The organism is Clostridium sp. (genome assembly GCF_040797585.1).
Lineage (GTDB): Bacteria > Bacillota > Clostridia > Clostridiales > Clostridiaceae > Clostridium_Z.
The window spans coordinates 1-12,558 of record NZ_JBFNEO010000069.1; the positions used below are offsets into that span (position 1 = coordinate 1).

General features: G+C 31.3%; 9 protein-coding genes. 2 read left to right on the plus strand and 7 right to left on the minus strand.

What is annotated here, in order from left to right; genetic code table 11:
• Positions 1–487: 487 nt before the first annotated feature.
• Together greA and AB2369_RS06355 are read left to right on the plus strand one after the other, a co-directional pair.
• Positions 488–952, plus strand: a complete 465-nt coding sequence (gene greA / locus AB2369_RS06350) for a transcription elongation factor GreA (RefSeq protein WP_367665638.1) — start codon at positions 488–490, stop codon at positions 950–952.
• A 284-nt stretch (positions 953–1,236) separates the two neighbouring features.
• Entirely contained in the window at positions 1,237–2,241 is a 1,005-nt protein-coding gene (locus AB2369_RS06355) for an LCP family protein (RefSeq protein WP_367665639.1), read from the plus strand.
• Between the two features lie 205 nt (positions 2,242–2,446).
• Here AB2369_RS06355 and lpdA read toward each other — a convergent pair whose 3' ends face one another.
• The 7 genes from lpdA to AB2369_RS06390 all read right to left on the minus strand — a co-directional run bounded on the left by lpdA (position 2,447) and on the right by AB2369_RS06390 (position 12,436).
• Complete coding sequence (lpdA, locus tag AB2369_RS06360; protein WP_367665640.1) at positions 2,447–3,826, minus strand: dihydrolipoyl dehydrogenase; 1,380 nt, start codon at positions 3,824–3,826, stop codon at positions 2,447–2,449.
• Between the two features lie 109 nt (positions 3,827–3,935).
• Entirely contained in the window at positions 3,936–5,384 is a 1,449-nt protein-coding gene (gcvPB, locus tag AB2369_RS06365) for an aminomethyl-transferring glycine dehydrogenase subunit GcvPB (protein WP_367665641.1), read from the minus strand.
• On the minus strand, positions 5,384–6,724 hold the full coding sequence (gene gcvPA, locus AB2369_RS06370) for an aminomethyl-transferring glycine dehydrogenase subunit GcvPA (RefSeq protein WP_367665642.1): 1,341 nt from the start codon (positions 6,722–6,724) through the stop codon (positions 5,384–5,386). Before gcvPA ends, gcvPB begins: the two co-directional genes overlap by 1 nt.
• 1 nt (position 6,725) lies before the next feature.
• Positions 6,726–7,109, minus strand: a complete 384-nt coding sequence (gcvH, locus tag AB2369_RS06375) for a glycine cleavage system protein GcvH (RefSeq protein ID WP_367665643.1) — start codon at positions 7,107–7,109, stop codon at positions 6,726–6,728.
• Between the two features lie 12 nt (positions 7,110–7,121).
• A complete protein-coding gene (gene gcvT / locus AB2369_RS06380; RefSeq protein WP_367665644.1) occupies positions 7,122–8,228 on the minus strand; it encodes a glycine cleavage system aminomethyltransferase GcvT in 1,107 nt (368 codons plus the stop codon).
• A 797-nt stretch (positions 8,229–9,025) separates the two neighbouring features.
• Positions 9,026–10,192 (minus strand): iron-containing alcohol dehydrogenase, encoded by a 1,167-nt coding sequence (locus tag AB2369_RS06385; RefSeq protein ID WP_367665645.1) that lies wholly within the window; start codon positions 10,190–10,192, stop codon positions 9,026–9,028.
• Between the two features lie 351 nt (positions 10,193–10,543).
• Positions 10,544–12,436, minus strand: coding sequence for a sigma-54-dependent Fis family transcriptional regulator (locus AB2369_RS06390; protein ID WP_367665646.1), 1,893 nt, complete (start codon positions 12,434–12,436; stop codon positions 10,544–10,546).
• Between the last annotated feature and the right edge of the window lie 122 nt (positions 12,437–12,558).

Here is a 12,558-nt window from a genome sequence, read left to right on the forward strand (position 1 = left end):
ACTTTTTACTTTCATAGCTATAACCTCCTCATTTTTTATATCTAATAAATAATATTCTCACAAACTAATAAAAATATAGTATTTAATATGCTTTATAGCTATATTCTTTCCTTTATATTAAGAATCATGTATATTAACTAAGGGGAAGCTTATCCATATATATTTTTTAGCTCAGTTATCCTCTTATAGAACAAATCTTTTAAGATGGTGTTCTTTCCACCATCTTAAGGTTAGATGAGTTAATCTAGGACGTAGTAACTGTAACATCAGACCTTTTAAGAGGATGAGGGTGTACAAGCTAGTAGCAATCAAATAAAAGCTTCATATAAAAAAACAATTTACTTTTAACAATTATTGTATCTTACTCCCATGTATACTATAATGATTTTGATAATATCTAAAATAAATCTTTAATCCATACATAAGTTTAGTTAAAACTTATATATGTTATAGTATAAAAATATTCTTAGAAAAGAGGTGCTTTAATATGTATAATTACCTTACTAAGGAATCCATAAAAAAGCTTGAAGATGAAATAGAATACCGTAAAGTGGTAACCAGAAAAGCTATAAATGGAGACTTAAAAGAAGCTAGAGCTCATGGGGATTTAAGTGAAAATTTTGAGTATAAGGCTGCTAAAAGAGATAGAGCTCGAAATGAAAGTAGAATAAGATTTCTTGAGAGGATGATTAAAACTTCTATTCTAATTGATGATACAACTTCTGAAGACCAGGTAGGTATAGGAAAAACTGTATATATAAAATTTGAAGATGACGAAATTGAAAAATTTTTAATAGTAACAACTATAGATGCAGATCCATTAGAGAATAGAATAAGTATAGAGTCTCCTCTTGGAAAAGCCATTTATAAGCATAGACTAAATGAAAAAGTACAGGTTCATTCTCCTAATGGAAGCTACTATGTAACCATTAATAAAATTGAAAATCAATGAAAATAAGGGATTGATTTATGTTTATCATATAAATCTGTCCCTTTTTTATTTATTTTCATAGTTTAAGCAATTATGTTATATACTAAAATCATAATTTTACTTTTTTAAGTGTTATATGTTAAATTTGATATTTTAAACTCATTGTGAACTTTAGTGCAAAATGTTTTGTAAAATTTCATCTTATCGTAGATTTTTTGTAACCTGCTTAAATATATAGCTTTATATAATTAAGTGATAGTCTTAAAAATGTATTATACTTACCATTATTAAAAGGAGTTGTTCTTATGAGCGATGACTCAAAAAAACGAGTAAATAGAAAGAAAAAAAATAAAAAATCTAAAAAGAAATTTAAAATTATAGTATCCTCTCTTATAGCATTAATTTTAATATCTATTGGAGCTGCTTACTATATAGTCCATAGTAAAATAAGTAAAATTAACACTGTGGATCTTGATACATCTAAAGAAGCTTTAGGTATAGATGGAGAAAAAACTTCTAATGATATAATAAACATAGCCCTCTTTGGTGTAGATAAAAGTGAAAATGAGGCCTTTGGTAGATCTGATTCCACCATGGTGCTCACCATAGATAAGTCTCGTAGTAAGCTAAAGCTAACTTCTATTCTTCGTGATTCTTATGTACCTGTAGATGGTCACGGCAAGACTAAGCTTAATCATGCTTATGCCTATGGTGGTCCACAACTTGCTGTTAAAACCCTTAATAAAAACTTTGGTCTTAACATAGAAGACTTTATAATGGTTGACTTCTCTACCCTTCCTAAGATTATTGATGCCATGGGGGGAATAGATATGAATATTAAAGATTATGAGCTTAAGATGGTTAATCAATATATAAAAGACTCTGCCAAAAGAACTGGTGAACCTTATGAACTTATTCCTGGTACTGGAATGCAACATTTAAGTGGTATACAAGCTCTTGCATATTGTAGAATAAGATATGTTGGAAATGGAGATTTAGAGAGAACTGACAGACAAAGAAATGTTCTTGAAGAAATGTTTAAAAAAGTTACAAGCCTAAGTCTTATAGAGCTTAACTCTTTAATAGATGAGGTGTTACCTTATATAAAGACTAGCTTAACCTCCTCTGAAATTATAAGTCTATCCAGTGGAAGTATTAACTATTCCTTTGAGCAAAACCGCTTCCCACAAGAAGGCTACTATGAGGGAAAAATCTTAGATGATGGACTTTGGTATGAAGTATATGATATAAATGAAACTAAAGGCCATATGTTAGACTATATATATAAAGATATAAAATCTTATGAATAAAAATAGGAGTTAGTACATTAAGGTACTAACTCTTGTTTTTTATATAATTATTTTATTAGGTTATTATAAATAGCTCCTATAAGTATGTCTCACTAATATGAATATAAATAAACCTATATTCATAAGTATTGCTCCCTATTATTTTTATTTATCATAATACAATATAAACTGTAGCAAATATGTGTCTCTGCTACAGTTTATTTTTTTACTTATTTATACTATGGATAGCTTCCTTATTTAATCCTAATATTGCCTCATGAAGAGCTTCTCCTAAAGTTGGGTGACTATGCACTACCTCTTTTAAATCAGATACAGTCATAGATTTCTCCACAGCTATGGTTGCCTCTAAGATTAAATCTGAGGCATGAGGTCCCATAATATGAATTCCTATAAGTTTATTATTTTCATCACTTATAGCTTTTACAAATCCTTCTCCTTCTCCTAAAGCCAAGGCTTTACCATTAGCTCCAAATAAGAACTTATTCTTTTTATATGCTATTCCAGTCTCCTTTGCCTCCTCCTCAGTAAGTCCTACCACTGCTATTTCTGGGAAAGTAAATATACAGCTTGGAATTACTGATTTATGACACTCTTTACCTAAAAGAATATGCTCCACCGCTTCTACTCCTTGATGAGAGGCTGCATGGGCAAGAAGAGATATTCCATTAACATCTCCTATAGCATATATTCCCTTTGCAGAAGTTTCATAGCTTTCATCTACCTTTATACTCTTTCTGTTAAGTTCTATACCTAGTGCTTCAATATCCACTCCATCATAGCTTGCCCTTCTACCTTTAGCTGCTAGAACTAAATCTGCCTCTACAACAATTTCGCCTTTTTTACCTTCACATATTACTTTTATGGTCTCTTCTCCCTCTATTTCCTTTACAGAGGTTAAGGTAAGTATTTCTATTCCTGATTTCTTAGCCATAGCAGTATACCTTTTACTTATCTCTCTATCTACATCATAAAGAATGGAATCCCTAGCCACTATAACAGTGACCTTGCTTCCCATAGAGTTAAATATACTAGCGAACTCCATTCCTATAACCCCTCCGCCTAGAACAACTAGTCTTTTAGGAACTTCAGTAAACTCTAATATTTCATCACTTGTTACTACTTTTTTATTATCAATGCCCTTAATACTCGGAATTTCAGCCTTTGATCCAGTAGCTATAATGATATTCTTTCCTTCAAGGGTAACCTCTCCATCCTTAGTGTCAACCTTAATGGTATTTTTATCAATTATAGTACCATTTCCTCTTATTATTTCTACTCCATTACCCTTTAGAAGCTTTTCTATTCCTCCCACTAAGGAACTTATTATCTCTCTTTTTCTTTTCTGTACCTTACTTACATCTATTCCATAGTCCTTAACACTTATACCAAAATCCTCTATATGTTTTAATATATTTAAAATCTCTGCAGTTCTATATATAGTTTTTGTTGGAATACATCCTCTATTAAGGCATGTACCTCCAAAACTATCTCTCTCCACAACAGCTACACTTGCTCCAAGCTGTGCTGCTCTTATAGCCGCCACATATCCACCTGGCCCTCCACCTAAAACAATTATATCCTTCATTTTGCCCCTCCAATATATTTATTAATATATATTATTAACTATCTCTACCCTACTTATCTTAAAACCTTCATAAGTATAAAAGGTGTGACCTAAGCCACACCTTTATTTACTACCACTTTAATACTGGATTTCTTGCAGCCTTAACCTGATCTAATCTTCTTACTGGTGAATTATAAGGTGCATCATGTAATAACTCTGGATTTTCCTTAGCTTCTTCAGCTATTTTTTTCATAACTTCTATAAAGTTATCAATAGTCTCTAGACTTTCTGTTTCAGTTGGCTCTACCATTAAAGCTTCCTCAACTATTAATGGGAAGTAAACTGTTGGAGGGTGAACTCCATAATCTATTAACCTCTTTGCCACATCTAGAGTTGATATTTTATTTGGGTTATCCTTAAGTCCAGCAAATATAACCTCATGCTGACATATCTCATCTATAGCAACCTTATAGTGATCCTTTAAGGATTCTTTTATATAGTTAGCATTTAACACTGCATTTTCTGAAGCTTTCTTTAGCCCATCACTTCCCATGGTTAAAATATAGGTATAAGCTCTAACTAAAACTCCAAAGTTACCATAGAAGCTTCTTATTCTTCCTATAGAATCTTTTCTATCATAGTCTAATGTGAACTTATTTTCCTCCTTTTTAATCATAGGCACTGGAAGGAACTTAGAAAGTCTTTTACATACTCCAACTGGTGCAGCTCCCGGTCCTCCACCACCGTGAGGAGTAGAGAAAGTTTTATGAAGATTTAAGTGACATACATCAAATCCCATATCTCCTGGTCTTGCTATTCCCATAATAGCATTTAAATTAGCGCCATCATAATATAAGAGTCCACCAGCTTCATGAACTAAATCACTTATTTCCTTTATATCCTTTTCAAACAGCCCTAAGGTACTTGGATTTGTTAACATAAGTCCTGCTATCTCATCGTTTAATACCTTTTTAAGTTCCTCAATGGATACAGATCCATCTTCTAAAGACTTAATCTCTACCACATCAAAACCTGCAACTGCTGCACTAGCTGGATTAGTTCCATGAGCAGAATCTGGAACTATTATTTTGGTTCTCTTAAAATCTCCTCTATCCTCATGGTAAGCTTTTATAAGTAAAAGCCCTGTGAGTTCTCCATGAGCTCCTGCTGCTGGTTGAAGAGTAAAGTCATCCATCCCTGTAATTTCTGAAAGTCTTTCTGAAAGATCGTACATAAGACTTAGAGCTCCTTGAACACTATCTTCCTTCTGATGTGGATGGATTTTACTAAACCCTGCTAAAGCTGCCATATCTTCATTTATTCTTGGATTATATTTCATTGTACAAGAACCTAATGGATAAAATCCCTTATCAACACAATAATTTTTATTGGATAAAGCTGTGTAGTGTCTTATAACATCTACCTCACTCACCTCTGGAAGATTAAGTTCATCTTCTCTTATGATATTTTTAGGAAGAACATCTTCTAAATTAACTTCTGGTACGTCTAACTCAGGAAGCTTATATCCAACTCTACCCTCAGTGGAAAGCTCAAAGATAATTTTATTATAATCCTTCATTATATCTCCTCCATGACCTTAACTAATTTATCAATATCTTCCTTAGTTCTCTTTTCAGTAACGCAAAGCATCATAGAATCTTTATATTCAGGGTAAGTCTTTCCTAAGTTATATCCACCTAAGATATTATTTTCTAATAATTTATTGTTTATATCACAAGGACAATTGTCTGACTTTATAACAAATTCCTTAAAGAAAGGTTTATTAAATACCTTCTTATATTTTCCACTCTTAGTTAATTCCTCGTAAGCATAGTGAGACTTATTTAAACACTGAAGCGCTACCTCTCTAATACCTTTCTTTCCAAGAGTAGCCATGTATATAGCAGCTCCTATTGAAACTAAGGTTTGATCTGAACATATGTTAGAGGTTGCTTTTTCTCTTCTTATATGTTGCTCTCTTGCCTGAAGAGTTAGAACGAATCCTCTATTTCCATGTCCATCATCAGTTTGTCCTGCAATTCTTCCAGGCATCTTTCTCATAAGCTTCTTTGTGGTATTTAAGAAACCAAGGCCTGGTCCTCCAAAGCTCATATTAGCTCCAAGACACTGACCATCTCCCACAACTATATCTGCACCTATTTCTCCAGGGCTTTTTAATATTCCAAGAGATAATGGATCCACATTCATTATGAAAAGAGATTTATTTTCATGAATAGCTTTAACTATTTCATCAGCCTCTTCTATAACTCCAAAGAAATTAGGAGTTTGTATTACCACTGCTGCTACTTCTTTATTTAAGGAAGCCTTTAGCTTTTCTAAATCTGTAACACCTTCATTACTTTCAATTTCAACTAAATTATATCCCTTATATTTTAGGTAAGTTTTTAAAACTGCTCTTGTCTCTGGATTTACAGTTGATGATACTACTATGGTCTTTCTCTTTGTATTCTCTATTGCCATAGTAGCTGCTTCTACAGTAGCTGTAGCTCCGTCATACATAGCAGAGTTAGAAACTTCCATTCCTGTCAAACTACACATCATACTTTGATACTCAAATATACTTTGAAGGGTTCCTTGGCTTAGTTCTGGTTGATAAGGAGTATATGCTGTAAAGAATTCCCCTCTTAATATTAGATGCTTTATTATAGAAGGAACATAGTGATCATAACTTCCTGCTCCTAAGAAGCAAGTTAAATCCTCTATGGACTTGTTCTTTCCTGCTAAATCCTTCATTCTCTTCTCAACTTCAAGTTCTGATAACCCTTTTTCAATATTCAGCTCTCTATTTAACTTAACCTGATTTGGAATGTGATTAAAAAGCTTGTCTATAGACTCTATAGATAGAAAGTTTAAAATCTTCTCTACTTCCTTTTCTGTATTTGGTATATAAGGAAACATATTATTCCTCCTCATTACATAATTCTTCATAAGCCTTTGGACTTAATAATTCATTTAATTCACTTTCATCTTGAATTTCAACTGCTATCATCCAATTATCATATGCTGCTTCATTTATAGCTGAAGGATTATCCACTAAATCTTCATTTATTTCTAAAACCTTACCACCTATAGCAATATATATATCTGCTGCTGCCTTTACAGATTCAATTACCCCTAAAACATCGCCCTTTGAGAACTCAGTATCTACCTCTGGTAATTCAACATAAACTATATCTCCAAGTAATTTTTGTGCATGATCTGTAACCCCTATATATGCCTTATTTCCTTCTACCTTTATCCATTCATGATCGTTAGTGTATAATAGATTTTCTAAAACTGCCATTATAAAACCCTCCTATTTTTTTGTTTTTTTATCATAAAATTTTTTATTAATAATCACCGCTTTTAATTCTCTATTTCTTACCTTTATTGATAAATCAGTGCCTAATGCAGAATAATTAGCATCTACAAAAGCAAATCCTATAGTCTTATTTAAAGTAGGTGACATATATCCAGTGGTAACATGTCCTATCTCTTTTCCATCCTTAACTACTGGATAACCATGTCTTGCTACTCCTTTGTCTAGAACTTCAAAGCCTACAAGCTTTCTTGTTACCCCATCTTCTTTTTGTTTAACTAAAACATCTTTTCCTATAAAATCTCCATTGTTTAGTTTTACAAAGAATCCAAAGCCCATTTCAAGAGGAGTTATATTCTCATCCATTTCATTACCATAAAGTGGAAGCGTAGCTTCAAATCTTAAAGTATCTCTTGCTCCAAGACCTATAGGTTCAGCACCCTCTTCTTTTCCTACTTCTAATATTTTATGCCAAAGATCTTTTGCATCCTCTGGATTGCAATATATTTCAAAACCATCTTCTCCTGTATATCCAGTTCTTGAAGCTAAACACTTTTTCCCATCTATTAATACTTCATCTCTAAACTTAAAGAACTTTATTTCTGATAGATCAAAGGATACTAACTTTTGCAGAATCTCTTGAGCTTTAGGACCTTGAAGAGCTAGTTGTGCTACTTCCTCTGATATATCCTTAAGTTCAACATCATAGTTTCCTTTATTTTCTACTATCCATTTAAAATCCTTATCCTTATTGCTAGCATTAACAACTAAATAATAATATTCCTTAGAGAACTTATAAACTAATAAATCATCTACAACTCCTCCATTGAAATTGCACATAAAGGTGTAAACAACATCATTTTCCTTCAATGCCTCAATATCATTTGTCATAAGATATTGTACAAACTTTTCAGCATCTTTTCCTTTTACAGTTATCTCACCCATGTGAGATACATCAAAAAGTCCTGCCCTCTCACGTACAGCCTCATGTTCATTGAGTATTCCCTTGAACTGTATAGGAAGAGCATATCCAGCAAAGTCAACTACTTTGCCTCCATATCTTTCATACTCCCCTATTAGGGGGGTAGTTTTTAAATTTTCCATTGTTCTACCTCCATTTTATATTCTAATTCTTCAGAATATTTAAATAATATTGTAGATTATTGGATAATTATCTCATATGTTGCTACCTATATGATTTATTTGTTGCTTTATAACTTTTATTTAACCAATATGCATAATGTTTATAATATTCTAACTATTATTATAATTATCTTCTACTTGATTGTAAATCGTTTCCACTGATTATTAAAAATTATTTAACCTCTACCGCCTTATTTACCTTGAATTTAAAGAAGTATTGCTATTATTTAATTTTCAAATAGTATCCATAGATAAACCACATCCAAACTCAATCTTTGAATAAGCCTTAAGTAATGATAGCTTACCATTCAGTTTCAATTGTCATGTGGTTCATATATATAATATTCCTATATTGTATATATAATTCATTTTTTATATAACCCTCTAATCTCTTTATCATTAATCCTTATTAATTATAAATTTAATTTATTCATTTAATTTATATGGTTTATGCTCATATTAAAATCATCTTTAGATAATAAAAATATACATAATCACAATAATTAGCCTTAGATATTATAAGGTACATGGATATTAAATTTTATCCTTCCCATGTACCTTATTTTTATATTCTTATAAAAATCCTCTTAACTAAAAATAATTATCAAGAATCCAATTTAAGTAAATAAACCATTGTCCTTATCCTATATAAAAATATTAATTATGTATAGAACAAGGCACACTTATTAGAATGTGGATATTTACTTCTATCACTAGGATATCTAAGCTTACTTATATATCTTTTAAAACATAAATTCTTAAAAATCCACCTTATCTCCATAATAAGCACACTTAAATACTTTTTCCATGTTATTATCATCTATTTCTCTTGGATTAGACCCAGTGCAAGGATCTAAAACTGCATTATGTGCTATAAATTTAAGATTATTTTTAAAGTCTTCTTCATTAACTCCATATTCCTTCATTGTATAAGGTATATTTAAACTTCTATTCATATCATTTATAGCCTCAATTAAAGAGTCTGTAAGCTCTTTATCATTCTCTCCCTCTAAACCTAAAGCCCTAGCTATATCTCCATATCTATCTTCACACTTTTTCCTATTATACTCTATTACATAAGGCAAGAATATAGCATTAGCACATCCATGGGGAATATGGAATACTGCTCCCACTTTATGAGCCATGGAATGAACTATTCCAAGTAAAGCATTAGAAAACGCCATGCCTGCAAGGCATTGAGCCTCATGCATTAGATTTCTCGCATTTACATCTCCCTTAAAAGAATTTATTAAATTATCTTTAACCATTACTATGGCCTTTAATGCTAGTGGATCTGAAAAATTTGACCTTAATGAAGCTGTATATGCTTCAATAGCATGAGTTAGAGCATCCATTCCTGTATAAGCTACTAGAGTTTCTGGCATAGTTTGTGCAAGATATGGATCAACTATGGCAATATCTGGAGTAATATTAAAATCAGCCAATGGGTATTTTATCTTAGCCTTGTAATCAGTTATTACTGAAAATGCAGTAACCTCTGTAGCTGTACCGCTAGTTGATGGTATAGCTATAAATTTTGCTTTTTGTCTAAGGTCTGGTAGTCCAAAAGGTATTACTGCCTTTTCAAAAGTAAACTCAGGATACTCATAAAAAATCCACATAGCCTTAGCTGCATCTATTGGTGATCCCCCACCCATTGCAACTATCCAGTCTGGCTGGAATTTTCTCATCTCTTCTGCGCCCTTCATAACAGTTTCTACGGATGGATCTGGTTCAACACCTTCAAATAACATGGTTTCCATTCCTGCTTCCTCTAGATAATTTTGAACCTTGTCCAGGAAGCCAAATCTCTTCATTGATCCTCCGCCTACAACTATAATTGCTCTCTTTCCTTTAATGGTTTTTAAGACTTCTAAAGCTCCCTCTCCATGATAAATGTCTCTTGGTAATGTAAAACGTGCCATAAAGTCATTCCCCCTAAGTTATATTAATTTACTTTTTAAATGGTAGGTAAGTAAAACTTATAATTCTATATTGTTTAAAAATTATCAATTTTACTTATGTTATATAAGTAATTAATAATAGATATATTCCTCACCCTATTCTACCTATTAAGTTAATAACTTAATATAACCCCTATTTAACCTACTTAATATATAATTCAGCAATTATAGTGCCAATTATATACTTCTTTCCAAAATCTTCTCTATCCCTATTTGTATGTGAAAAAAATAACTTTACCCCAAAATATAGTGTCCTATAATTGAACTTTTTTATATTATTTTTGTTCATTTATAGGACACTGTTCATTTTTTTCACAATTCTATATTAAATTTTTTAATCTTACTATATAAAGTATTTCTACTTACACCTAATTTTTTTGAGGTCTTAGTTATATTACCCTTGTACTCTCTAAGGGTTCTTGTTATTAGAAACTTTTCCATATCATCAAGGGATTCTATATGATTTTCTAAATCGAGTTTCTTTGTTTCTTCTTCTTTTATATTAATTAAGGATTCTTCTTCAAATAAATTAAAAGACATATCCCCTTGAAGATTAACTAAATTCTCAATAGTATTCTCTAATTCTCTTATGTTACCTGGCCATTTATAGTTTATAAGCTTGTCTAGCATTTTTTTCTCCATATTGGGAATACATTTATTTAACTTAAATGCCTTTATTCTTAGAAAGTAATCTATAAGAATAGGTGTATCTCCCCTTCTCTCTCTAAGGGGAGGTAATCTTATTGGAATTACACTGATTCTATAATATAGATCTTCCCTAAATTTCCCTTCTTTTATTTCTTTCTTTAAATCTTTGTTAGTTGCAGCTATTATTCTAATATCTATAGGTATCTCTCTACTACCTCCAAGTCTTGTAACTCTTCCCTCCTGAAGAACCCTAAGGAGCTTAACCTGCATCTCTAGAGGCATTTCACCTATTTCATCTAAAAATAAGGTTCCTCCATTAGCTGACTCAAACTTTCCTTTCTTTCCTCCCTTAAGTCCCCCTGTAAAAGTTCCTTCCTCATATCCAAATAATTCACTCTCTATTATATTCTCTGGTATAGCACCACAGTTTATAGCTATAAATTTATTATTTTTTCTATGACTATAATTATGCATGGATTGGGCTAAAACCTCTTTTCCTGTACCACTTTCTCCCTCTATAAGTACAGTGGATGGACTATTGGATATTATCTTACAATTAGTTATAACATTTTTTATAGCAGCACTATTTCCTATAATATCTTCAAAGGTATAAAAAGCTCCTGTGGTATTCTTAAAGTTGTTATTTGCTTCTTTTTCATTAGAAAGTATTATGACCATTCCAATAATTTTATCCTTAAGTCTTACTGGCTTAAAATTTAATAGAGTCTTATATTTACTATTATGCTTAAACTTAATCTCCTTAATGTACATTTCATTCCCTTTTCCAAAATATTCAAATACACTACCCCAATTAGGTATTATAGATTCTATGGTCTTATCAATAATTGAATCCTTCTCTTTATCAAAGATTTTAAGCCCTAAATTATTTATGTTTTTTATTGTCCCTTTTATATCTACAATCATCAACCCTTTATCTACATTATCTATAACACTTTCCATATAACTATAGGCTTCATTAAGTATGATCCTTGTTTTATGTTTATATAATTCATTTTCAATGGCCTTCACCACAAATATAATAAGTCCTAAGGTATGGGGATGACTATTTTTATATTTTCCAGTTAAGTTTAAAGTACCTATAACTCTCCCCCTAGTATCGTGGATAGGTGCAGCAGAACAAGTAAAATCTTGAAACATATTTATATAATGTTCCTTAGCTGTTATTTGGACTGCCTCATCTTCCTTTATAGCAGTCCCCATTGCATTAGTACCTATGCTTCCTTCATCCATATAAGCTCCCACTACCAAATTTATCTTTTTAAAATCTTCAGATATATTACGATCCCCTTTAATGTATAAAATGCATCCTTCCTTATCTGTTAGTGCTATTATAAATTCATCATTATTTAGAGCAGAATGTAACATATCTATATAGTATTTTGATATCTCTATAAACTCTTTATTACGATTTAAAATCTCATTAACTTGATTTCCATAAAGTATTTTTTTAGAGTAACTACTCTCCCTTAAAACTCCATATTTCTCAGATCTCTCATGGGATTTTTTTATTAGTAGCTCCTTATTTTCCCCCATCATATAATAACCACCTTAATTAAAATATAAATTCCCAAATTTACTATTACTCTATATAATTTTCTACAATCTTAATAAGTATCCTCTTTATTAATTGTAGAAAGATCACTACATATTGGTTTAAG

Excerpts from the sequence above, each read along its gene's own strand:
- AB2369_RS06355 (WP_367665639.1), top strand. The coding sequence starts at position 1,237 with ATGAGCGATGACTCAAAAAAACGAGTAAATAGAAAGAAAAAAAATAAA.
- lpdA (WP_367665640.1), bottom strand. The coding sequence starts at position 3,826 with ATGAAGGATATAATTGTTTTAGGTGGAGGGCCAGGTGGATATGTGGCG.
- gcvT (WP_367665644.1), bottom strand. The coding sequence starts at position 8,228 with ATGGAAAATTTAAAAACTACCCCCCTAATAGGGGAGTATGAAAGATAT.
- greA (WP_367665638.1), top strand. The coding sequence starts at position 488 with ATGTATAATTACCTTACTAAGGAATCCATAAAAAAGCTTGAAGATGAA.
- AB2369_RS06390 (WP_367665646.1), bottom strand. The coding sequence starts at position 12,436 with ATGATGGGGGAAAATAAGGAGCTACTAATAAAAAAATCCCATGAGAGA.
- gcvH (WP_367665643.1), bottom strand. The coding sequence starts at position 7,109 with ATGGCAGTTTTAGAAAATCTATTATACACTAACGATCATGAATGGATA.
- gcvPA (WP_367665642.1), bottom strand. The coding sequence starts at position 6,724 with ATGTTTCCTTATATACCAAATACAGAAAAGGAAGTAGAGAAGATTTTA.
- gcvPB (WP_367665641.1), bottom strand. The coding sequence starts at position 5,384 with ATGAAGGATTATAATAAAATTATCTTTGAGCTTTCCACTGAGGGTAGA.
- AB2369_RS06385 (WP_367665645.1), bottom strand. The coding sequence starts at position 10,192 with ATGGCACGTTTTACATTACCAAGAGACATTTATCATGGAGAGGGAGCT.